The organism is Mycobacteroides sp. CBMA 271, assembly GCF_009729205.1.
Taxonomy (GTDB): domain Bacteria; phylum Actinomycetota; class Actinomycetes; order Mycobacteriales; family Mycobacteriaceae; genus Mycobacterium.
Genome location: NZ_VTHB01000009.1, coordinates 98,578 through 118,241, shown reverse-complemented (window position 1 = coordinate 118,241; position 19,664 = coordinate 98,578). Strand labels below are relative to the sequence as shown.

Sequence of the window (19,664 nt, the reverse complement as noted above, 5' to 3'; positions counted from 1 at the left end):
CGCCTCCTCGCCGACGATGTCGGCGTACGAGGGCAGGGCCGCAAGCGGCTCAGCGGCCACGACTGAAGATCCGCTCCCCCACCACAAACAGGACTCCGCCACCGATGGCCACGAAAACCAGCAGCGCGATGACCCACGGCGGGGTCACCGTGCGGGGGGTGTCGTCAACAGGAAGCGCAATGAGCTGCTGCCCGGCCGACAGTGGGGGCGGCGCCACAACCTGCTGTCCGGCGGGCACCACCACTTGTCCCGGGGCGGGCGGTGCCGGTACGGCGGCGGGCGGTGCGTCGGCGAGCGGCGGAGTGCCCGGCGCGGGAGGCGGCGGGGGCTCTGCCACCGCGCCACCGGGGCCACCACCGACCTTGCCGACCAGATGCCACAGCCCGGTGAAGTCGTTGAACGGTCCGCCCACGATCTGGCTGGTCCACTCGATGATGAACGCGCCGGTACCGCGGTCGTACGTACCCGTCACCGGCGTGGTCTTACCCGGCAGTGCGCCACCAGGTTTCGGCGCCCCCTGGTTGAATACCTGGTTGTTCCACGTCACCCCGAATGCGCTGAGATCACCGCCGAGCTTGTTGCCACTCACGGTGATCTGGGGCGTAGCGGTGCCTTGACTGGTCTGCGGATCGGTCTGATTGGACGCGGTGGCAAATCCGACGCCGTAGAACTTGACCGGCTGAGTGATACTGCCGGACACCGCGTTTCCGTTTCCGTCGAATGCGCTGGCAGGCTGCGGCTGATACTCGCCCGACTTGAGACCACCATCGGTACCCGGTGACAGCAGGGTGACGGTGTTATCCGAGCACGTCGAGTCGCCGTTGGCGAGGTAGGGGCCGGACGCGTCGCCGGCAGGCAGGATCATGCGGAAATAGGAACCGGTGGCGCGGCCGTCCGTGCAGCTGCCGGGCGTCAACGCGAACAATCCATTAAGCGCGGTGGCGGTATCCGCCATCGCCGGATAGGCGGCGGGCGAGATCGCGGCGGCTGCCACGACAAGGACGACCGTCGCGCGGCGGGTGAGATGCTTGATCATCGGCGCTTCCTACTTGAACTAGTGCTTCTGACCCGTAGCACGAGCTGGGAACGGCGCAAACGTATGAACGTCCCGACCGTGCGTCAATGGCAACGTCCAGCGATCACCATCCCGCCTGGTGGCGTTCCCGCAGGTGGCGGGCGTGCAATCCGACGGTCGGCCGTTCCGTTCACCCCGAGCGGATTTGGGTCACATTCGTTTACCGCCGCCGCCCGGTGGTAGTTTGCTCGGCATGGCAACTGCCGCGTGGCGCATGATTGCCGCGCTCGTGACGCTGCTGGTTCTCGTGGGTTGTTCCCGCGATCAAGGTCCGGCACCCGCTTCTTCGGCGCCTCCGGGCCCCGACGGTTTCCCGCTGAGCATCCCGCACAGATACGGGGGCACATTCCTGTCCGCGCGACCCACCCGCGTCGTCACACTGGGGTGGAATGACCAGGACTTCGTTCAGGCCTTGGGCATCAAGCCCGTCGGCATCCGCTCCACGCTGCCGGAGTACCCCGTCTACCCGTGGGTGGCTCCCGACCTTTCGCAACCACCCATCGTCTCGGGCGCCGACCTGAACTTCGACGCGATTGCCGCGGCCAAACCCGACCTCATCCTGGCCATCGGTGCCGATATCGACAGGCCGACCTACGACAAGTTGGACAAGATCGCACCAACCGTTGTCTCCGCGGAGCGTGTAGACAAGTTCGGAATACCTTGGTATTCCCAGCTCTTCACCACCGGACAGGCCCTGGGCAGGTCAGGGCAGGCCCGCCGTGTATCGGAGGAAGTCGGGGCCCGCTACAACGAAGTACGTGCCAAGCACCAGTACTGGGTCGACCGTATCGCCGTCGTCGACTGGATGGTGGACGGGCAAGGCAACTATCTTGTGCCATTTGGAGATCCCCGCCGGGCGGTGTTCGACGGTCTCGGGTTCCACAGTCAGAAGTACGACGGTGTGGTGCCCGATAACGAGCTCAAAGCCAAGGCGGACGAGGATCTCCTGGTCGTGGTCGGGGCGAGTGGACAGCAGGTGCAATCCATGGGCGCTCTCGCCGCATTCCGCACCGTCATCGAGGGTCGCGCCGTCTACATCCCGGCGGACAGCCCTATCGTCAGCGCGCTGCGATTCGGTGGACCGCGGGCCCGGGTCTACGCCCTCGAACAGCTGATACCGCAGCTCGAAGCGGCATCGAAGCCGCCGCCCAAACGCTAGCGGCCCCATCCTTTTCGCCCACTCGGCGTTTTGCCGAGTTCTGGGCACCACGTAGATCTGTGGCGCCAGTCACTCGCGTGTTACGGTCCTGGGGCTCGATTCAATCATTTGATAGAACGCGATTCGGGAGGCCCGTGATCGACCAATCCGCCGAGTCCCTACGCGCTCCGTACACCATCGAATTCGGATTTGAACGCACCGTCGGCCCCAAGATCGGCACCTTTCTCGGCGGTCTGCGCGATGCCCGATTGTTCGGGGTTCGGACCGCGAGCGGCCAGGTGCTGTGTCCGGTACTCGAATTCGACCCAGCGGATGCGAGCGCCACCGGCGAGCTGGTCGAGCTGGAACCCAAGGGCGTTGTCCTGCAATGGACCTGGGTGCCGCGACGGCCGACCGACGAGCTGGAGACCGATTTCGCGTGGGCACTGATCCGCATCGCCGGAACCGACAACGCGATGTTCCATGCCGTCGACGTCGGAGGTAAAGCCAAGACGATGCGGAATGGACTGCCGGTTGCCCCACGCTGGCGCCCCGACCGCATCGGCGCCATCACCGACATCGTCTGCTTCGAACCGGTGGGCAAACGATGACCCCACTACCCCAACCGGTCGCCTCGATCGCCAGTCCATTTCACATGGACTACACGTACGTGGCGGGTGTAGGGCGGTCGGTGTTCCTGCGAGGATTGGCGCAGCGGCAGCTGCTCGCACGCACCTGCCCAAGCTGTGAACGCGCGTACTGCCCTGCGCCCCAATTCTGTTCGCGATGCCTGACCGAGCTGGGCGCAGCGTATCCGCTCGCGGGGACGGGCACGGTGCAGACCTTCTGCATCGTCAGCTTTCCGTTTCCGGGCCAGGTTTTCACCCCGCCCTACGCCGTGGCTCATATCCAGTTACACGGTTCCGATACCAGGCTCATGCACATGATCGGGGACACCGAACCCGACCGGGTGCACATCGGGATGACGGTCGAGCCGGTCTGGGTGCCCGACGAGGACCTTGGTGCCACCATGCAAAGCATCCGCTACTTCCGCCCGCTGCCGGAGGAGGCCGCCCATGCGTGACGTGGCCGTGGTTTCATTTGCCCAATCGCCCTGTACCGCAGCCAATCTGCGAGACGATATGGCCGAGATTCTGCTCCCGGTGGTTCGCCAGGCCCTCGAGCAGGTCGAGCTCCGCCGTGAGGACATCGACTTCTACGCATCCGGCAGCCACGACTTCTTCGAGGGGCGCACCTTTGCCTACATCGAGTCTCTCGACGCCGTAGGTGCCTGGCCGCCGATCTCAGAATCCCATGTCGAAATGGACGCCGCCTGGGCGTGTTACGAGGCGTGGGCGTGGCTACAACTGGGGCACGGCGATATCGCGCTGGTGTACGGCGTCGGCCGTGGTGCGTTGCCCGCCGATCTCGACCAGGTGATGCCAGCCTCGCTGGACCCGTATTACCTGACTCCACTGCATCCGCACCGGCAGGCGCTCGCCGGTTTGCAGGCTGCGGCCGTCATCGAGGCCGGCATCACCACCGAGCGCGAGATGGCCGATGTGGTGAACCAATCGTTAACCGATGCAATATCAAATCCCTTTGCGCTCAAAGCCGGTGCCCCGGGAATCGAAGCACTGCTGGAGGAGCCGTACATCGCCTCCCCGCTGCGCCCGCACGACACGGCGCCGATTGGCGATGGTGCGGCGGTGTTGATCCTGGCCGCCGGTGATGTGGCGAAACGCCTCGCTCGGCGGCCGGCGTGGATCCGGGCAATCGATCACCGGATGGACACGCACTACCCGGGATCCAGAGACCTCGCCGTGCTGGATTCGGCCCGTATCGCCGCCGAAAGAGCGGCCACCATGGCGGGTTTCACCGCCTCCAGTGTGGAGGTTGCCGAACTTCACACCGAGTACAGCTACGTCGAACCGTTGCTCACTAAGACTTTCGGTATCGAAAATGCGCTCGTCAATCCTTCCGGAGGTCCGCTGGCGGGCGCTCCCGCCACCGCCACCGGGTTGATCCGCATCGGCGAATCTGCCCGCACCATCATGCAGGGCCGCGCTACCCGCGCACTCGCGCACGCCACCAATGGTCCTGCACTGCAGCACAACCTGGTGTGTTTGATGGAGGCGAGCAGATGAGCGCCGGTGTCGCGGTGACTGGCGTCGGGCAGAGCAGGCAGGCCAAGAAACGCGAAGTGACCATAGCGGCACTGGTCCGCGAAGCGGTGGACGGTGCACTGGCGGACGCGGAACTGACGTTCGGGGACATCGATGCGATCGTGCTCGCCAAAACCCCCGACCTGTTCGACGGGGTGATGAACCCCGAGCTATACCTCGCCGACGCAATGGGCGCCCGCGGCCTCCCGGTCACCCGGGTGTTCACCGGCGGCAGCGTCGGCGGACACGCGGCCATCTATGCCGCGCACCTGGTGCAGGCGGGGCTGGCCCGACGGGTTCTGGTCGTGGCCTATTCCAAAGAGTCCGAGGGAAATTTCACCTGGGCGCTGTCGCGACCGCTGCCGTTCAGTACCCAGTTGGGCGCCGGGGCCGGCGGACATTTCGCACCGGTGATTCGTGAGTACATTCGCCGCTCGCAGGCACCCGAGCACATCGGCTGGCGGGTGGCAGTCAACCACCGGCTCAACGCGACACGAAACCCTTACGCGCATATTCAAAAGCCCGGCATCACTATCGAGGAGGTCCGCAACTCCCCAATGCTGTGGGATCCCATCCGTTTCCTGGAATCCTGCCCGTCATCCGACGGCTCGTGTGCCGTCGTCATTTCCTGCGCGCAGTTCGCGAGGCACTCCGCACGCCCACCCGCCTGGATCCATGGAACCGGATGGCGCACCGAAACAGGGCATTTCGCAGGGCGCGACGAAGTCAACCCGCGGGCAGGGCAAGAATGCGCCGTCGCCGCGTATCGCGAGGCCGGGATCAGCAACCCCGACACCGAAATCGACGTCTCTGAGCTCTACATCCCCTACAGCTGGTATGAGCCCATGTGGATGGAGAACATCGGGCTGGCACCAGAGGGTGCGGGCTGGCGCGCCGTCGATGAGGGCCACACCGCATTCGGAGGTAGGCATCCGATCAACCCCTCCGGCGGCGTACTGTCGGGCAACCCTACTGGCGCGACGGGGCTACTTCGGTTTGCCGAGGCGGCATTACAGGTGCGGGGTCTCGCCGGGGAACATCAGGTAGAGGGCGCCCGACGGGCGATCGGCCACGCCATGGGCGGCGCCTCGCAGTTCCACGCCCTGTGGGTAGTGGGAAGCGAGAGACCGTGACAGCAGAACGTGAACTACTCGTCGAACGTGAGGGTCCCGTCGTCGTGGTGACGATGAACCGCCCGCACCGACGAAACGCGCTGTCTACCACTATGGTCGGTCAGCTAGCACAAGCCTGGGACGAGATCGACAGCGATGACACCATTCTGGCTGCGATCCTCACGGGTGCCGGTGACGCCTACTGCGTGGGTGGTGACCTGAGCGACGGCTGGATGGTCCGTGACGGCTCGGCACCGCCACTGGATCCGGCCGCCATCGGCAAGGGCCTGCTGCTGAGCCATTCCCTGACCAAGCCGCTCATTGCCGCGGTCAATGGGGCGTGTCTTGGCGGAGGATGCGAGATGTTGCAGCAGACCGATATTCGGGTCGCGGATGAGTTTGCAACGTTCGGCCTCCCAGAGGTGCAGCGCGGGCTGGTACCCGGCGCGGGGTCCATGGTCCGGCTCAAGCGGCAGATTCCCTACACCAAAGCCATGGAGATGATCCTCACCGGCGAGCCGTTGACCGCCCAGGAGGCCTACCATTTTGGGCTGGTGGGGCATGTGGCACCGGCGGGCACCGCATTGGACAAGGCGCGCAGCCTGGCCGAGCGCGTGATCCGCAACGGCCCGTTGGCCGTACGCAACGCCAAGGAGGCAATCGTGCGCAGCGGTTGGATCGCCGAAGAGGACGCCCGCGTCATCGAGGCACGGCTCACCCGGCAGGTAATCACCTCCGCGGACGCACGCGAGGGGCTGACCGCATTCCGCGAAAAGCGAGAGGCACGGTTCACCGGGCAATGACCAGCACAGCGAGCGAGCCGTCCAGCCTCACACACGATTCCACCGACCAACGGCTACTCAGCGCCGCCGAACGGCTCTTCGCCGAACGTGGCGTGGACGCGGTGTCCCTGCGCGCCATCATGGCAGCTGCCGGCACCAATGTGGCCTCGGTGCACTATCACTTCGGGTCCAAGGAGCGCCTCATCGAGGCACTGCTCGACAAGTACCTGGGCCAGCTCGAACGGCGCCGTTTCGCGTTACTAGATACCGCCGAGGCAGCCGGGACGCTGCGCTCCATCGCCGAGGCGATCGTCTCGCCGCTGGCCGAGATCGGCGAAGAGGGCGGAACCGCATGGCTTTCCACGCTCGGGAAGCTGCTCATCAGCGGACATCCCGCGCTGATCCCGATGGGAGCCAGCTTTCAGCCGCAGGCCGCGCGGCTACAGGAGCTCATCCTCCGACTGCGTCCGACGGCGCAGCTGCCGTCGATCCGGTTTGGAGTCACCCATGCGGTGACGATGACGTGCGTGGTACTGGGCGATACCGCGCACACGAATCGTCTGATGTCCTTGAGCGGAACCTATCTCGACGAGGCGCAGATGCGAACACAACTCGTCGACATGGTCACAGCCATCCTGGCCGGACCGCCCGAGATTGACTAGCAATGCTCTTCTATCTACCCGAGCCGTCTCGGAAGGCGTCGAAAGAACGGCGTAATTCCCCTGTGGCGGTGCACATCACTTGGGTTCGGTTCTCTAAATCGAGGGCGTGACGCAGGCTCGGTGCATCGAGCGTCTGCCACATCGTCTCCTTGGTCATCCACACCGCCAGCGGAGAATGCGCGGCAATCTCTTCCGCCTTGGCGACGGCGGCATCGAGCAGACCCTCGGGCGGCACCACATCGAAGACCAAGCCGATCCGCTGGGCTTCTTCCGCTCCGAACACCCGGCCCGTCAGCATCAGTTCGGCGGCTCGTGCCGCGCCGACTAGCCGCGGCAGGTGATAGCTGGTGCCCATATCGCAGTTGGATACGCCGTGGCGGATGAAGACGGCGCCGAAAGCGGCATCCGGGCAACTGAACCGGATGTCACAGGCCAGGGCCAACGCGAACCCGCCGCCGACCGCGTGCCCGTTGATGGCCGCGATCACCGGCTGCCGCATCCGGTGAATCCGTTCGAACAGGGAGGCCATCAGCTCCTGAGCCGCGAGCGTGCGCACTACTTCCGAGTCGGTGGCCCCGAGTAGCGCCGCGGTGGAGGTGGCACTGGTGTTGGTGAAATCGGTCGGTAACGACTTGAGATCGGCTCCCGCGCAAAAGGATGCGCCGACTGCGGTGAGGACCACCGCACGAACATTCGGGTCGCCGTCGGCCCTCTGGACCACGGTGTGCAGCTCGGCGACTGTCTGCGGGTCCAGTGCGTTGCGACGCTCAGGACGATCGATGGTGACCACCAGCACGCCGTGGTCGCGATGTTCGGTGCGGATCATCGGGCCACCAGCCCGCCGTCGGCGATGAAGGTCTGCCCGGTGATGTAGCTACCCGCATCGGATGTCAGAAGCAGTGCAGTGCCCACCATTTCGTCGGGGACCCCGAGCCGCTTGAGGTGATTTCCGTTGGCCATACCATCCACGACGGCCTGCGGGTTCCTGCGCACCATGTCGGTATCGATCGCGCCGGGGGCGAGCGCGTTGACCCGCACACCGCGTGAGGCGAGCTCGGCGGCTGCCGACCTCGTATACGAAACGAGCGCGGCCTTGGCCGCCGAGTACATGGAGACACCCTGCCCAAACATGAAGGCGCCCACCGAGACCACGTTGAGCACTGCGGCGTGGGGGCTGGCCACCAGATGGGGCAGCGCGGCCTGCACCAGAAACACCGGCCCGCGCAAGTTGACCCCGAACGACTTGTCCCAGCCGTCGACCGAGAATGCACCGACGGGCTCGGTGAGGGCATTGGCGGCGTTGTTCACCACGATGTCCACACCGCCGAACTCGTCAACGGTGGCCTGCACCAGTTGTTCCAGGGAGTCGATGTCGCCGGTGTGCGTGGGCACACCCAGTGCCCGCCCGCCCAGGGTCCGCAGGTGTTCGACGGTCTCGGCACATGCTTCCGGTTTACGGCTCGCCACAACGACATTGGCACCCGCGCACACGTAGCCCTCGGCGAGCGCGCGTCCAATCCCGCGGGTGCCGCCGGTCACGATGACGGTGCGCCCGGTGAGGTCGAACAGGGTGGCGAATGTTTCTCGATTCATCGTTCCTTACCTTCTTCTCTGTCTACGAAACTGGCGGCACGGACCACGCCAAGAACTTGTTCGATCAGCGCCTCGTCGGCCCTGCCGCGCAGGACGCCGTAGTAGACCGCCATGCCCACGATGGTGTCGAAGAGCGCGTCGGGCGCCGGCTCAGCGGCACACCGGCCCGCGGCAACGGCCTCGTCGTGCGCAGCCCGGAACTCCTCGCGCAGCGGCGTTTCCGTGCGCTCGACCAGACCCGCGTACTGGCTCGGTTCGCGGTAGTACTCGACCAGCAGCCCCGGCATCGCCGCGCGGGTGGCCGGATCGGCGAAGTACTCGACCACCGCGCGCACCAAAATGGGTAGATAGTCCTGGAATTCGGCGCGATCAGCCAACGCCGCGGGCCATGGGCGGTCGGCGATCGCGCTTTCCACCATGTCGGCCTGGGTGGGCCAGCGGCGATAGATCGTGGGTGCACCGATTCCGGCGGCCCGGGCGACCGCGGGGATCGTGGTCCCCTGGTATCCCTCGGTGGCCAGCATCTGGCGCACGCTCTCGCGTACCGCGTCGTCCTTGTCGGGATCGCGGGGGCGCCCGCCCTGGCGTCTATCCACTATCCGACCATCCTCTAGTTTCGATATTTGAAATAACGATACTAGGGAAGGGTGCCGGAGGGAAGGCCCCTACCGATAGGTGGCAAGAACCTGCTTGCGGAGGCCATCGGTCGCGGTTTCCATGGCGCCCTTGATGGTCCGCTTGAGGATGAATCCGGGCAGCGGAATCAGCAGGTCCACGCTGAGCTCAAACTTCACGTGCGTCTTGTCACCCTTGGGGGTGAAGGTGTACTTACCATCCTGGCTGCGTAACTGACCTGCCTTCAGCAGCGTCCAGCTGACGGCGTCGGGCCCCCAGCTGTACGCCACCACCTGCTCGTCGGCGATACCTGCCGCCTTGATCTTCATCTTCACTTCGTGCGGTCGCCCGTCGTCGTGTGTGGACACGACTGTCGAACTCTGGTGCGCCAACGACCATTTCGGCAACACATCGAAGTCGGCAATGACGTCCATGATCTGCTCGGGAGTCGCTTCGATGACGACTTCCCGCGTATCGCTAGTGGCCATGGATCTGACCCTAGCGGCCGGTAACGGGCTAGACGGTGAATCCCCCGTCGATGTTGATGGCGGCGCCGGTGATGTACCAGGCTTCCTCGGAAGCCAGATAACTCACCAAGCTGGCGACATCGCGCGGCTGGCCGTAACGCCCGACGGCGATCCGCGGCAGTAGGACCTCGGCCAGTTCCCCATCTTCGGGGTTCATGTCGGTGGCGACGGGACCGGGCTGGACGTTGTTGATAGTGATCCCGCGCGGACCGAGCTCGCGCGCCAAGCCTCGGGTGAGACCGGCGACCGCGGCCTTCGACATCGAATACAGCGCCGAGTCGGGCGTGGGCGAATGATCTCCGCCGATACTGCCGATGGTGATGATCCTGCCGCCCGCACCCAACTGCGGGGAGGCTGCTTTGATCGCGGCGAATACGGCCCGCACGTTGACCGCAACGATGTCGTCGAAATCGTCAAGGGTGGCATTATCGACATCGCCAAAGATGGCAATCCCGGCGTTGTTGACCAGGATATCCAGTCCCCCAAGGATTTCCGCTGCCTCGTTGATGGCGGCGGCCACCTGACCGGGATCGGATACGTCTGCCCGGGTCGCCATCGACCATCCACCCTGCTCCTTGACACCGGCCACAACATCGGCTGCCTGTTTTGCTGAACTGGAGAACGTGAAGACAACGCGTGCCCCATCCGCCGCGAGCCTGCGCACGATCGCCGCCCCGATTCCGCGCGATCCGCCGGTGACGAATGCGCGGCGGCCCTTGAGTGGCTGAGTCATGTCGATCCTTCCGTCGGTACGAACGAGTCAAGCGGACCAAAGTCCGAAACATTCCCGAATACGGAATCCGCCACGGTGCACCCAGGCCCCCGGCATACTCGCTATGTGTCGTCCCCTGACATTCATCCCGATCTCCGCTTGGCCGCCAAGCTATTTCCCCGACGAGTAGCTCTTCCGCGATCCCTCGCTGCGCTGCGCGCAGTCATCCGAGTCTCCGGCCTCGTTCCGGTACGCGGGGCGCGGACCGTAGTGGTGAACGACGAGGTCAGCGTTCGCGTACACCTGCCCAAGAATCTCATCGAGCCGTCCCCGGCCCTGTTGTGGATTCACGGCGGTGGCTACGTGATGGGCACCGCGCGGCAGGACGATTTCTTCTGCCGCAAGCTGGCGCGGACGGCCGGTCTGCCGGTCGTATCGGTCGACTACCGACTGGCACCCGAACATCCCTACCCAGCGGCCATCGAGGACTGCTACGCGGCGCTGCGCTGGCTGTCGGTGCAGGGTTGGGTTGACCCGACTCGCATCGCCATCGGCGGTGCCAGCGCCGGCGGCGGGCTGACCGCCGCGCTCGCGCTGCTGGCACGGGATCGCGGCGAGGTTGCTCCCGCGCTGCAACTGCTGGTGTACCCAATGCTCGACGATCGCACGAGCACCCGCACCGACATCGACGAAACCAACCTCCGCATGTGGAGCACCGATGCCAACCGATTCGGCTGGGATGCGTACCTCGCGGACGCGGACCGCGACATCGCCGTGCCGGGCCGCCAGATGGATCTGTCGGGGCTGGCGCCGGCGTGGTTGGGCATCGGAACCGCCGACCTGTTTCACGACGAGGGCATCGCCTACGCCGAACGCCTCCGTGCCGCGGGAGTGCCCTGCGAGTTGGAGATCGTGCCGGGTGCATTCCACGGGTTCGACAGGTTCGCACCGCGGGCAGGGGTTTCCAAGGATTTCGTGGCCAAGGCGTGCCGGAGCCTGCAGGGCGCGCTTATCTGAAGCCGGCTAGCCGCGAAAGAAGATGACCGACAATCGCTTCGCGATATCCGCCACTCCGGCAACCTCGCCCGCCGCGACGTCCAGCACCAGATCAACCTTCTGATCCTCGGTCGCCGAAACCCAGTACCCGTTGAAGCCATAAAACAGTCGGGTGGCAACCCAGCCGAGCCGCTTGTTGCCGTCTACGAGAGCGTGGTTGTTGACGACGGAATCCAGCAAGGCAGCGGCCTTCTCATGAATTCCGGGATATGCGTCGTCCCCGAAGACAGTGGCCTTAGGCCGGGCGAGTGCCGATTCAAGCAGCCCGAAATCACGCACCTCCGCGGGATGTCCGAGGTATCCCTCACAGATGACGAGCAGATCCTCCAGCTCGAGGTAAACAACGTCAGGCTGGGTCATGCGTCAGCGAGACGGTCCAGTACGCCAGCATCTTCGGCAACTATGCGCTTGAGGAGGTCATCCCGTCGACGGCGACGGCCGTTGAGATATTCGTCGACAGCCTTAAGCGCGACGGCCTGCATGGACAAGCCCTCGCGGTCGGCCGCCGCACGCAGCGCCGACGTCTGTTCATCGCTCAACCGAAGGGTCATCGCCATCTTTAGATGGTATCGCTTGATACCATTAGATACCACCAATTTTTCGATGCCGTGCTGCCCGCCCAGTGAGTAGGTTTCCTGCATGGCATGTCGTATCAGCGAGCTCGTGCTCGATTGTCGCGATCCCGAGGCGCTGGCCCAGTTCTGGTGTGAGGTGCTGGATTTCGTGGTGCTCGATCGCATGGACGACGGCTCGATGGAGATCGGTCCGCGCGAGGGGTTCGGAGGCCCGCAGCCGACGATCATCCTCAGCCGCAGTGACGAGCCGCAACGCAGGAAGTCCCGGCTGCACATCGATGTCAACGCGACCGATCGCGATCAGGACGCCGAGCTCGAACGCCTCCTCACGCTCGGAGCACGTCCAGCAGATGTCGGCCAGACAGGGCACGAGCAGTGGCACGTCCTGGCCGACCCCGAGGGTAACGAGTTTTGCCTGCTCAGGGCCCGCCTGAACCCGCTCTGACCATCCGCATCGACGCCAATCCTGTGAGATGGCCCCCGAAAACCTGTGAGACTTCTGCGCTAATGTAAACGAATATCGTTTTCATTATCATTAGCGAGAGGGCATATGTTGTCTACTCCGGTGTGGATGGCGTCGCCGCCAGAGGTGCATTCGGCCCTACTCAGCGGCGGTCCGGGCCCCGGCCCGCTGCTCGCATCCGCCGCAGAATGGTCGTCGTTGGGCGCGCACTACACCGCGGCCGCCGACGAGCTCCGAGCGGTCCTGACCGCAACGCACGCAGCGGCATGGCAGGGTCCGAGCGCGGAAATGTATGCGGCTGCGCATGTTCCGTACTTGGCGTGGCTGACCCAGGCCAGCATCGAAAGCAATGCCAGGGCAATCCAGCACGAGGCTATGGCGGGCGCCTACAGCGCCGCCTTGGCCTTGATGCCCACCCTTGCCCAGTTGGCCGCCAATCACGCCACCCACGCGGCGTTGGTGGCAACAAACTTCTTCGGAATCAACACCATTCCCATCGTCGCGAATGAGGCCGATTACCTGCGCATGTGGATGCAGGCCGCCGCCACGATGGCGACCTACCAAGCCACCTCCGAGGTCGCGATGACGTCTACGCCACACTCCACACCGCCTCCGTCGATCCTGGCCGGTCATGACCACGACCACGATCATGAACACGGTGACGACGACCACGGTCACGGCGACCTGGACCCCACCGACCCGGAGTGGTGGCTGCACGTGGCCGGTGAGATGTTTGAGCATTTCGAGCTGCTGCTGAACAACCTGCTGACGGATCCCGCCGCGCTGCTGACCAACCTCCCGTTGGTGCTGGCCGACATCACCTTTCACGCCGCCCAACTGGCTTCCACCATCGGCCAGTTCGCACCGGCTCTGATTCAGCCCGCATTGGCGCTCGCGATCGCCAGCCTGGGATGGGCGGCCGGGTTCGCGGGGCTGGCCGGCGTCCAACCGTCTCCCGAGGCTCTTGCCGCGGACCCCGGCCGCGCCGAGGAACATCCCGTCACCGCGGTCGCGGGGACGACCCCTACCGTGAGCCCGTCCGCACCCGCTTCAGCGGCGGCTCCGGCGGGCGCCCCCGCGTCCAGTGTCGCCAGTGCGGCACCATCGCCTGCTCCGCCGCCGGCCGGCGGTGGAGCAGCGTTCGCGTTTCCCTATGCCGTTGGCGGCGGACCACGCATCGGCTCTGAATTGGCATCCAGAAGCCACGCGCGCTCGGAAGCCCTTGCGGCGGCACGGGACTCGGTAACCGAGCAGGCCGCCACCGCGGCAGCGGTAGCAGCCCGGCAGGCACGACGCCGCCGTAATCGGGCGAAGCAGAAGGGCCGCGGCGTCGAACATATGGATATGGACGCCACCACCGCGCCGGATTCCGTCGCAGGTACCGACGGGGCCGGCCAGAATGCCATGGCCTCGCACCGAGGTGCGGGACGCATGGGATTCTCCGGTACCGCGCCTGGAACGGATACGGCGGCAGCAGGACTGACGACGTTGGAGCGCGACGCGTTCAGTGGTGGAGCTCGGGCGCCGATGATGCCGAGCACGTGGAACCCCGAGGGCGGCCACGACACCGAATAGCTCCCCGGCGGGCGGCGTTCGCGGTTCAGATCACTCCGCCGGTGCGGGTCGCGTTTCCCCTGTCTGCGCCGTGTCGCGCAATACCTCGGCCACGAGTGACTTGATTCCCCCTAGCGCGTCATCCGGAGTGGGTGCAAGAAACGACAACGAGGGGAACTCGGTGGACCGTCCTACAACCCTGAAGCGGTGACCTGGTCTCCTCTGCGTCCGGCACGGGCGGAGCTCGCGCCGGTGCCGACGGCGTCCAATCACGTGTCCGGCGCAGACGAGCTACCTCGGTACAGTTCACTACGTGGATTCCACCAAGCTGTTCAGATCGAACCCGGCACCCTTGGCAATGCTTCGCATGGCCCTCGCGGCGGTGCTCACTGCGGCGATAGCGCTCGTAGGTACGCCGACCGCCCAGGCTGATCCGATGACAGCATGCCCACCGAACCAGCCGAGCGGATGGAACGGGCAGCCATGCTTCCCGCGGCCGTGTGTGCCTCCGTACGCGCCGGGCATCCCGCCGTGCTTCATGCCGCCGCCGCAGATCGGGCCGAACGGGTTGCCGGTGTTCGGGTGAACCTCGTCGAGCCGACCAGTCGGCGCTACCTCACCGCGCGGGTCGCTCGCGTCACCGGAGACGCTTCGTGGTGGGTCTTTGTCGTCGCTCGGCTCATGGCCGAGATGACCTCGTTCGGGTTGCCGCGCCGCTATGCCGATTACGACGAGTCCATCTTCGGTATCGGCTTGGGCCAGGGCGATTTCGGCTGGACCGCTTACGAGCCGCTGACCGATCAGCCGCCGTCGACGTTGGCCGACCCGTTCTACAGCGCGAACGTCGTCTCGAGCGTCGCCGTAGCCGCCTTGGCGGTAACGGTGATCGCCGCCGTGGTCGAATCCGTGACGGTCGGCCGGTGGCCGGCGGGGGTCGCAACGATTCTCACGCCGGTCGTAGGCGCTGGTGTGATCCTCACCGCGCTCTACTACCGGAGCGGGTTCGCAAGTGAGCTACAACTAAACCTCACTGTGGTGCTCGTGCTGGTGCTGCTCGGGGTCGCAGTCCGCGAGGTGTGGAGCCGCGTATGGGCGCCGCGGGCGTCGCGCGCATTCGACGAGCAGCCCCGGGAAGGGCGGGACTGACGTGAAGAGAATCGCATTCATCACGGGCATCGCCGTTGCGCTGCTGATCTCAGTGCTCGCCGTGCCGACCAAAGTGATATGCCCAAACGGCCCATGCTCCACGGCACCGGATGCACAGAGCAACGTTTACCGGTACTACGAGATGAAGCCGCTAGGTGCGACGCTGGTCGAGGAAGTGACAGGGCTCCGGATCCCGATCCACTACACGTCGGGCCGAGACACCGAGTCGCTCAAGTAGCTTCCAGGCCATCAATTGCCCGGCGCGAGAGTTCGACTTCCTTCGCGTGTTGAGGACCCATGTATCGCCCACATCCGCTTCAACGGACTCCGCATCCAGCAAAGTCTATAGCGAGACAAACAAGTACTCTGTTCTCGTGTCCCTTCGGATCACGGCGGCGTGGCTCCTGCGAGCCGTAGACATCGCGTTCGTCGCGGCGGTGGCGTACCTGTGCTGGACGCTGGTGTGGTGCGGCGGCCCCTTCGAGCGCATGGGCTGGATCTTCCCCGCGTTCTTCCTCGGACCCGCGCTCCTGCTGGCCGGCGCCATCTACTTCGGGGTGGGCGCCACGCGGCGGCAAAAGGTGACGATCCCGGTCGCCGCGATCGCCGGCGTGGTCGCCCTGTCGGTGCTCCTGATCGGCACGGGCGTGCTGCAGAAGGCACGGTGGGCGCACGCACGCTCCGCAGTACTCGCCGTCGCGGACCACCCGCCTGCCCACGGCGAGACCCAGCACCGCAGGATCGGCACCTACCCGGCCACCGTCCACACCAACTCGAGCGGCACCGTGCTGATCAGGTTCGAGAACAGCTGGGACGGCCTGCTCTACGTGCCCACCGGGATGCCGGAGCCGGATCGGGACGACGACCTGCGAATCGGCCCCGAGATGTTGCCACGCTGGTGGTACTACGACACCGACTGAGGCAGGCCCACGTGCGAGAGTCGAGCCAATGCCAGAGTCGCTGCTCACCGAGCAGGATGTCGTCGCCTTCGATGTCACGTGGCGTTCCCGGTGGCCGCGGCTCGGCGTAATCCCAAGCGGTCCAACTCACCTACTGCCACTTGCCAGATCGCGGAACCAGCTGGGCGAGATAGGCGTCGAACGATCCGGCGACGAACGATTCGATGTCGGGTTCGCGCGCTTCGGTATCGATCACTGCGACGGTCGGATCGGCGCGCAGACCGTCCGGACCCGTCGGAGATCGCCGGTAGTCGAGGCACAGGTCCCAGTGCCCGTCTCCGTCGAACGGGACGAGCCACTCTGCCTCATCGACCCGCGGCGGTCCCCAGTCGGGGTCGTGCCACCAGGCGTCCTTCTCCAGGCACGGATACATTGTGCCGACGCCGCGGATGATGTCGTGCGTGGTGTCGAAATTGTGATCGTCTGGGAAGCCGACTTCTAGGTGGCCGCCGTTCTGCACGCGGAGCAGAGTGACGAGCGACACGGGCAGCCGCACACCCAGTTCCCGCTCCGTCTCGTCGAGCAGCTCGTCGGTGAGCGGTGCCTGAACGGAGTTCTTGTAGGGCGGCGCTTTCCACACCTGTGCGGGATCCACTGCGTCAGGCTAACGGCTCCGAGACCGGCGCCGAGGTGGAGGACCTGCGGATACTATGGTGGCCAGGGCCGGGATCGAACCGGCGACCCTTCGCTTTTCAGGCGAATGCTCGTACCAACTGAGCTACCTGGCCGGCCGGCACGTCCCACGGGTAAACCCGCAAAACTGCCTCGCCGTACTGGCGACCCTGACGGGACTCGAACCCGCGACCTCCGCCGTGACAGGGCGGCGCGCTAACCAACTGCGCCACAGGGCCTTACTCTGCTCCCAGTATGACTGGTTGCGTACCCCCAACGGGATTCGAACCCGTGCTACCGCCGTGAAAGGGCGGCGTCCTAGGCCACTAGACGATGGGGGCCTATCCGAATCACTCCGGGGTACCCACAACGCAGTCACGTTGGGAGCTCGCCCAGCTTAGGGCACAACGCCGCCAATTCCCAAACCGGATAACCGCGGTGCTCGCCTGCCGGTCCAACCAGTATTCTGTCTCTCCGCGCCCCTATAGCTCAGTTGGTAGAGCTACGGACTTTTAATCCGCAGGTCCCAGGTTCGAGCCCTGGTGGGGGCACCAGCAGTACCATCGCCGTCCGGCCCAATCGGCTTTAGCCGGCCGGTTCGACCACGGTGGGCCCGGTCTTCTTCGCCGGCTTAGTTGGTTTAGCCGGGATGTCCTTGAGGTTGGGCTTTGAGTGAAGCTCAGCGTCGTGATCGCCGCCGCACACGGTTGTGGAGGTGTGTACCGAGCACTTGATGTTGCCGATCGATAGCGGTGTCGATTCGGCGGGTGCGGGGTGAAAGACCGCGAAGGCGGCAGGCGCCGCCGCGAATATGCCCACTGCCAGGACAAACAAGGTACGGCGGGCGTCTGTCAATCTCATGGCGAACACCATAAGGCCGAGGTTGCTCTTGCGCAGCGCGGGATGGTTAATGAGTCAACTCGGCATATTCGCCCCAGCTACCAGGCGGGGGCACCACCGCTGGTCAGCCGCTCCCGCGGCGACTCAGCACGATTCCCGTGACCACGATCACGCCGTCGAGGGGCGCGTTCCGTCCGATTCGCCCACTCAGGAGCACGACCCCCAGCAGGACGCCAATCACCCAGCCCATAAACCGGGTGGGGGTGCCGGCAGCACCTGCCGACACCCCCACCCGCATAGGGCTATTAGCCGACGACGGCCTCAGCGGCCTCGGAAATGAGATCCGCGATCGCGACGGGCTGAGACGCCAGCGACGCGTGGCTGGCATCCAATTCGATGGTCTTGCGGGGGTTCATCCGCTGTGCCATCTTGCGTTCGTTCTCCGGGTTGATCATCCGGTCTTGCGTAGATACCTGATACCAGGAGGGCTTGACCCGCCAGGCGGGTGCGGTGACGGTGTCCCCGAATGTCGATGCCAGCGGCGCCTTCTGAGTGACGGCCATGACGAGCGCCGCATCCTCTGGCAGGTCCTGGGCGAAGCTCTCGCGAAACTTGTCCTGCTTGACCCACAGATAACCATCGCTATCGGGAGCCAAATTGGCCGCCGCAGCGGGCGGCAGCTGCTCGGTCAGCTGACCGGGACTCTCACCCGCATCGGGGGCGAATGCCGCCACATAGACCAGGCCAACGACGTTCGGAAGATCTCCTGCCTCTGTGATCACCGCGCCTCCGTACGAATGCCCGACCAGGAGCACCGGCCCGTCGATCTGCTCCACCATCTGCCGCGTGCGGGCAGCGTCATCGGCCAACGAAGTCAGCGGGTTCTCGACCGCGTAGAGCTCCCCATACCCACGCTTATGCAGTTCGACGATGACGTTCCCCCAGTGTGCGGCGCCACCCCAGAATCCGTGGACCAGAACGATGGCTGGTTTGCTCGACATATCTGCCTCTCAATAGATGTTGGACGACCTGCACCCCGCGGCACCCGCCATCGGCGACGCTGTTGACTTACCGGGGCTACACCAACATATTTGGACTATGGAGCAAATGGCATGACCGATCATCCTGAATATTTTGCCGATCGGCCAGAACCGCACAGCTGGTTCTCAGACACACCGGATATTGATGCCTTCTCCGGGATCCTGTCCGCCATCGGGTTGAGGGGCGAAACTGTGATGCGTTGCTGTTCCGAGCCGCCGTTCGATATCGCCTTCCCCTCCAGCGATCGCGTACTCCATATCGCAGAAACTCCCGGGCTCCGCCTGCATATCGACGGAGATCTCGAATACACCCTCGGCGCCGGCGACATGGTGCTCTTGGCGCGCGGTACCGCACACCGTCTTGCCAAGGGCGAGTCAACCCGTGTACGAGACCTGTCTGCGACGGACGGGCACGTCAGCGATCGGGAGACTCAGACCGCAGCCCGGTGGGTCAGTGGCCGGTTCACCGCGGAAAAGGCTGCCGCCGACCCTCTGCTGTCGGTCCTGCCGGCGGCCATCGTCGTTCGGACCGATCAGCCCGGCCACGAATGGCTATCGCTATCTCTTCAGCTCGTCCTCGCTGAGGTCATCACACCCAGCCCGGGCTCATGGGTGATGCTGTCGCGAATCTTGGACCTGCTGTTCATCCATGCGCTGCGGGAGTGGTCGACATCCGATCGCGCCGAACCCGGCTGGCTCACCGCGGCCATGGACCCGCGTCTCGCACCCGTCCTCACCGCGATACACGGCAATCTGGCGCACCCCTGGTCCATTGCAGAGCTCGCCATGCACGCGCGGCAGTCACGCTCGTCCTTCACGCAGCGCTTCACCGCACTGCTGGGACAGCCACCCGCCGGTTACATCACCGAACGACGGCTCGATCGGGCGGCGCATCTCCTGCGCTTCAGCAGCAAGGCGGTGAGCCAGGTCGGCAAAGCCGTCGGTTACACCTCAGACGCAGCCTTCAGCCGGGCGTTCCAGCGTCGATTCGGCGAGCCGCCCTTGCGTTGGCGCATGCGACATCGGCCCAGATGACCT

At 65.2% G+C, this 19,664-nt stretch carries 26 protein-coding genes and 4 tRNA genes; 15 read left to right on the top strand and 15 right to left on the bottom strand.

From position 1 onward, the window contains the following. Positions 1 to 49: 49 nt before the first annotated feature. Positions 50 to 1,036, bottom strand: coding sequence for a hypothetical protein (locus FZI91_RS22520; protein ID WP_155941321.1), 987 nt, complete (start codon positions 1,034 to 1,036; stop codon positions 50 to 52). A gap of 232 nt (positions 1,037 to 1,268) precedes the next feature. On the opposite strand from FZI91_RS22520, the gene FZI91_RS22515 reads away from it, so the two are divergent. The 7 genes from FZI91_RS22515 (at position 1,269) to FZI91_RS22485 (ending at position 6,934) form a co-directional block, all read left to right on the top strand. Beyond that, positions 1,269 to 2,234 carry an ABC transporter substrate-binding protein gene (locus FZI91_RS22515; RefSeq protein WP_155941320.1) on the top strand — a complete coding sequence of 322 codons (966 nt, stop codon included), beginning with the start codon at positions 1,269 to 1,271 and terminating at the stop codon, positions 2,232 to 2,234. Positions 2,235 to 2,368: 134 nt separating this feature from the next. Continuing rightward, entirely contained in the window at positions 2,369 to 2,824 is a 456-nt protein-coding gene (locus tag FZI91_RS22510; RefSeq protein ID WP_162525531.1) for an OB-fold domain-containing protein, read from the top strand. Continuing rightward, positions 2,821 to 3,297, top strand: a complete 477-nt coding sequence (locus FZI91_RS22505; protein WP_155941319.1) for a Zn-ribbon domain-containing OB-fold protein — start codon at positions 2,821 to 2,823, stop codon at positions 3,295 to 3,297. The genes FZI91_RS22510 and FZI91_RS22505 overlap by 4 nt, the downstream gene beginning before the upstream one ends. Continuing rightward, entirely contained in the window at positions 3,290 to 4,360 is a 1,071-nt protein-coding gene (locus FZI91_RS22500) for a lipid-transfer protein (RefSeq protein WP_155941318.1), read from the top strand. The genes FZI91_RS22505 and FZI91_RS22500 overlap by 8 nt, the downstream gene beginning before the upstream one ends. Further along, the gene (locus tag FZI91_RS22495; protein ID WP_155941317.1) at positions 4,357 to 5,511 is read left to right on the top strand and encodes a thiolase domain-containing protein; all 1,155 of its coding nucleotides are present in this window, start codon (positions 4,357 to 4,359) and stop codon (positions 5,509 to 5,511) included. The genes FZI91_RS22500 and FZI91_RS22495 overlap by 4 nt, the downstream gene beginning before the upstream one ends. Continuing rightward, positions 5,508 to 6,293: an enoyl-CoA hydratase-related protein gene (locus FZI91_RS22490; protein ID WP_162525530.1), complete on the top strand. Its 786-nt coding sequence runs from the start codon at positions 5,508 to 5,510 to the stop codon at positions 6,291 to 6,293. Before FZI91_RS22495 ends, FZI91_RS22490 begins: the two co-directional genes overlap by 4 nt. Then, complete coding sequence (locus FZI91_RS22485) at positions 6,290 to 6,934, top strand: TetR/AcrR family transcriptional regulator (protein ID WP_155941316.1); 645 nt, start codon at positions 6,290 to 6,292, stop codon at positions 6,932 to 6,934. Before FZI91_RS22490 ends, FZI91_RS22485 begins: the two co-directional genes overlap by 4 nt. 10 nt (positions 6,935 to 6,944) lie before the next feature. Here FZI91_RS22485 and FZI91_RS22480 read toward each other — a convergent pair whose 3' ends face one another. From FZI91_RS22480 to FZI91_RS22460, 5 genes are all read right to left on the bottom strand, one after another. Next, complete coding sequence (locus tag FZI91_RS22480) at positions 6,945 to 7,760, bottom strand: enoyl-CoA hydratase/isomerase family protein (protein ID WP_155941315.1); 816 nt, start codon at positions 7,758 to 7,760, stop codon at positions 6,945 to 6,947. Continuing rightward, positions 7,757 to 8,527: an SDR family NAD(P)-dependent oxidoreductase gene (locus FZI91_RS22475; RefSeq protein ID WP_155941314.1), complete on the bottom strand. Its 771-nt coding sequence runs from the start codon at positions 8,525 to 8,527 to the stop codon at positions 7,757 to 7,759. Before FZI91_RS22475 ends, FZI91_RS22480 begins: the two co-directional genes overlap by 4 nt. Next, positions 8,524 to 9,123, bottom strand: coding sequence for a TetR/AcrR family transcriptional regulator (locus FZI91_RS22470; protein WP_162525529.1), 600 nt, complete (start codon positions 9,121 to 9,123; stop codon positions 8,524 to 8,526). The genes FZI91_RS22475 and FZI91_RS22470 overlap by 4 nt, the downstream gene beginning before the upstream one ends. Before the next feature lie 69 nt (positions 9,124 to 9,192). Next, the gene (locus FZI91_RS22465; protein WP_155941313.1) at positions 9,193 to 9,630 is read right to left on the bottom strand and encodes an SRPBCC family protein; all 438 of its coding nucleotides are present in this window, start codon (positions 9,628 to 9,630) and stop codon (positions 9,193 to 9,195) included. Between the two features lie 28 nt (positions 9,631 to 9,658). Next, positions 9,659 to 10,402, bottom strand: a complete 744-nt coding sequence (locus tag FZI91_RS22460; protein WP_155941312.1) for a 3-oxoacyl-ACP reductase family protein — start codon at positions 10,400 to 10,402, stop codon at positions 9,659 to 9,661. A 105-nt stretch (positions 10,403 to 10,507) separates the two neighbouring features. On the opposite strand from FZI91_RS22460, the gene FZI91_RS22455 reads away from it, so the two are divergent. After that, positions 10,508 to 11,398: an alpha/beta hydrolase gene (locus tag FZI91_RS22455; RefSeq protein WP_162525528.1), complete on the top strand. Its 891-nt coding sequence runs from the start codon at positions 10,508 to 10,510 to the stop codon at positions 11,396 to 11,398. A 6-nt stretch (positions 11,399 to 11,404) separates the two neighbouring features. Here FZI91_RS22455 and FZI91_RS22450 read toward each other — a convergent pair whose 3' ends face one another. Together FZI91_RS22450 and FZI91_RS22445 are read right to left on the bottom strand one after the other, a co-directional pair. Further along, complete coding sequence (locus FZI91_RS22450; protein ID WP_155941310.1) at positions 11,405 to 11,797, bottom strand: type II toxin-antitoxin system death-on-curing family toxin; 393 nt, start codon at positions 11,795 to 11,797, stop codon at positions 11,405 to 11,407. Beyond that, positions 11,794 to 11,994, bottom strand: coding sequence for a CopG family transcriptional regulator (locus FZI91_RS22445; protein WP_155941309.1), 201 nt, complete (start codon positions 11,992 to 11,994; stop codon positions 11,794 to 11,796). The genes FZI91_RS22450 and FZI91_RS22445 overlap by 4 nt, the downstream gene beginning before the upstream one ends. Before the next feature lie 82 nt (positions 11,995 to 12,076). On the opposite strand from FZI91_RS22445, the gene FZI91_RS22440 reads away from it, so the two are divergent. The 5 genes from FZI91_RS22440 (at position 12,077) to FZI91_RS22420 (ending at position 16,095) form a co-directional block, all read left to right on the top strand. Next, positions 12,077 to 12,457 carry a VOC family protein gene (locus FZI91_RS22440; protein WP_155941308.1) on the top strand — a complete coding sequence of 127 codons (381 nt, stop codon included), beginning with the start codon at positions 12,077 to 12,079 and terminating at the stop codon, positions 12,455 to 12,457. Between the two features lie 105 nt (positions 12,458 to 12,562). After that, the gene (locus FZI91_RS22435; protein WP_155941307.1) at positions 12,563 to 14,050 is read left to right on the top strand and encodes a PPE family protein; all 1,488 of its coding nucleotides are present in this window, start codon (positions 12,563 to 12,565) and stop codon (positions 14,048 to 14,050) included. Positions 14,051 to 14,473: 423 nt separating this feature from the next. Then, positions 14,474 to 15,175 (top strand): hypothetical protein, encoded by a 702-nt coding sequence (locus tag FZI91_RS22430; RefSeq protein ID WP_239001611.1) that lies wholly within the window; start codon positions 14,474 to 14,476, stop codon positions 15,173 to 15,175. A 1-nt stretch (position 15,176) separates the two neighbouring features. Beyond that, complete coding sequence (locus FZI91_RS22425) at positions 15,177 to 15,413, top strand: hypothetical protein (RefSeq protein ID WP_162525527.1); 237 nt, start codon at positions 15,177 to 15,179, stop codon at positions 15,411 to 15,413. Between the two features lie 136 nt (positions 15,414 to 15,549). Beyond that, complete coding sequence (locus tag FZI91_RS22420; RefSeq protein WP_155941306.1) at positions 15,550 to 16,095, top strand: hypothetical protein; 546 nt, start codon at positions 15,550 to 15,552, stop codon at positions 16,093 to 16,095. A 130-nt stretch (positions 16,096 to 16,225) separates the two neighbouring features. Here FZI91_RS22420 and FZI91_RS22415 read toward each other — a convergent pair whose 3' ends face one another. The 4 genes from FZI91_RS22415 to FZI91_RS22400 all read right to left on the bottom strand — a co-directional run bounded on the left by FZI91_RS22415 (position 16,226) and on the right by FZI91_RS22400 (position 17,087). Continuing rightward, the gene (locus tag FZI91_RS22415) at positions 16,226 to 16,729 is read right to left on the bottom strand and encodes an SMI1/KNR4 family protein (RefSeq protein ID WP_162525526.1); all 504 of its coding nucleotides are present in this window, start codon (positions 16,727 to 16,729) and stop codon (positions 16,226 to 16,228) included. Between the two features lie 56 nt (positions 16,730 to 16,785). After that, positions 16,786 to 16,862, bottom strand: a tRNA-Phe gene (locus FZI91_RS22410). 46 nt (positions 16,863 to 16,908) lie between these two features. Beyond that, a tRNA-Asp gene (locus FZI91_RS22405) sits at positions 16,909 to 16,985 on the bottom strand. A 29-nt stretch (positions 16,986 to 17,014) separates the two neighbouring features. Beyond that, positions 17,015 to 17,087, bottom strand: a tRNA-Glu gene (locus FZI91_RS22400). Between the two features lie 137 nt (positions 17,088 to 17,224). On the opposite strand from FZI91_RS22400, the gene FZI91_RS22395 reads away from it, so the two are divergent. Beyond that, positions 17,225 to 17,300: transfer RNA gene (locus FZI91_RS22395), tRNA-Lys, on the top strand. Between the two features lie 31 nt (positions 17,301 to 17,331). On the opposite strand, the gene FZI91_RS22390 is transcribed toward FZI91_RS22395, so the two are convergent. From FZI91_RS22390 to FZI91_RS22380, 3 genes are all read right to left on the bottom strand, one after another. Beyond that, on the bottom strand, positions 17,332 to 17,607 hold the full coding sequence (locus FZI91_RS22390; RefSeq protein ID WP_155941305.1) for a hypothetical protein: 276 nt from the start codon (positions 17,605 to 17,607) through the stop codon (positions 17,332 to 17,334). A 103-nt stretch (positions 17,608 to 17,710) separates the two neighbouring features. Next, positions 17,711 to 17,878 carry a hypothetical protein gene (locus FZI91_RS22385; RefSeq protein WP_166548272.1) on the bottom strand — a complete coding sequence of 56 codons (168 nt, stop codon included), beginning with the start codon at positions 17,876 to 17,878 and terminating at the stop codon, positions 17,711 to 17,713. 13 nt (positions 17,879 to 17,891) lie between these two features. Beyond that, positions 17,892 to 18,587, bottom strand: coding sequence for an alpha/beta hydrolase (locus FZI91_RS22380; protein ID WP_155941303.1), 696 nt, complete (start codon positions 18,585 to 18,587; stop codon positions 17,892 to 17,894). Between the two features lie 111 nt (positions 18,588 to 18,698). Between FZI91_RS22380 and FZI91_RS22375 the strand changes: the two genes are divergently transcribed. After that, on the top strand, positions 18,699 to 19,661 hold the full coding sequence (locus FZI91_RS22375) for an AraC family transcriptional regulator (RefSeq protein WP_155941302.1): 963 nt from the start codon (positions 18,699 to 18,701) through the stop codon (positions 19,659 to 19,661). Positions 19,662 to 19,664 lie beyond the last annotated feature (3 nt).

What these genes read in the sequence shown, in the direction of transcription:
- FZI91_RS22520 (WP_155941321.1), bottom strand. Translation starts at nt 1,036, where the DNA reads ATGATCAAGCATCTCACCCGCCGCGCGACGGTCGTCCTTGTCGTGGCA.
- FZI91_RS22515 (WP_155941320.1), top strand. Translation starts at nt 1,269, where the DNA reads ATGGCAACTGCCGCGTGGCGCATGATTGCCGCGCTCGTGACGCTGCTG.
- FZI91_RS22505 (WP_155941319.1), top strand. Translation starts at nt 2,821, where the DNA reads ATGACCCCACTACCCCAACCGGTCGCCTCGATCGCCAGTCCATTTCAC.
- FZI91_RS22500 (WP_155941318.1), top strand. Translation starts at nt 3,290, where the DNA reads ATGCGTGACGTGGCCGTGGTTTCATTTGCCCAATCGCCCTGTACCGCA.
- FZI91_RS22495 (WP_155941317.1), top strand. Translation starts at nt 4,357, where the DNA reads ATGAGCGCCGGTGTCGCGGTGACTGGCGTCGGGCAGAGCAGGCAGGCC.
- FZI91_RS22485 (WP_155941316.1), top strand. Translation starts at nt 6,290, where the DNA reads ATGACCAGCACAGCGAGCGAGCCGTCCAGCCTCACACACGATTCCACC.
- FZI91_RS22480 (WP_155941315.1), bottom strand. Translation starts at nt 7,760, where the DNA reads ATGATCCGCACCGAACATCGCGACCACGGCGTGCTGGTGGTCACCATC.
- FZI91_RS22475 (WP_155941314.1), bottom strand. Translation starts at nt 8,527, where the DNA reads ATGAATCGAGAAACATTCGCCACCCTGTTCGACCTCACCGGGCGCACC.
- FZI91_RS22465 (WP_155941313.1), bottom strand. Translation starts at nt 9,630, where the DNA reads ATGGCCACTAGCGATACGCGGGAAGTCGTCATCGAAGCGACTCCCGAG.
- FZI91_RS22460 (WP_155941312.1), bottom strand. Translation starts at nt 10,402, where the DNA reads ATGACTCAGCCACTCAAGGGCCGCCGCGCATTCGTCACCGGCGGATCG.
- FZI91_RS22450 (WP_155941310.1), bottom strand. Translation starts at nt 11,797, where the DNA reads ATGACCCAGCCTGACGTTGTTTACCTCGAGCTGGAGGATCTGCTCGTC.
- FZI91_RS22445 (WP_155941309.1), bottom strand. Translation starts at nt 11,994, where the DNA reads ATGGCGATGACCCTTCGGTTGAGCGATGAACAGACGTCGGCGCTGCGT.
- FZI91_RS22440 (WP_155941308.1), top strand. Translation starts at nt 12,077, where the DNA reads ATGGCATGTCGTATCAGCGAGCTCGTGCTCGATTGTCGCGATCCCGAG.
- FZI91_RS22435 (WP_155941307.1), top strand. Translation starts at nt 12,563, where the DNA reads ATGTTGTCTACTCCGGTGTGGATGGCGTCGCCGCCAGAGGTGCATTCG.
- FZI91_RS22430 (WP_239001611.1), top strand. Translation starts at nt 14,474, where the DNA reads ATGCCCACCGAACCAGCCGAGCGGATGGAACGGGCAGCCATGCTTCCC.
- FZI91_RS22390 (WP_155941305.1), bottom strand. Translation starts at nt 17,607, where the DNA reads ATGAGATTGACAGACGCCCGCCGTACCTTGTTTGTCCTGGCAGTGGGC.
- FZI91_RS22380 (WP_155941303.1), bottom strand. Translation starts at nt 18,587, where the DNA reads ATGTCGAGCAAACCAGCCATCGTTCTGGTCCACGGATTCTGGGGTGGC.
- FZI91_RS22375 (WP_155941302.1), top strand. Translation starts at nt 18,699, where the DNA reads ATGACCGATCATCCTGAATATTTTGCCGATCGGCCAGAACCGCACAGC.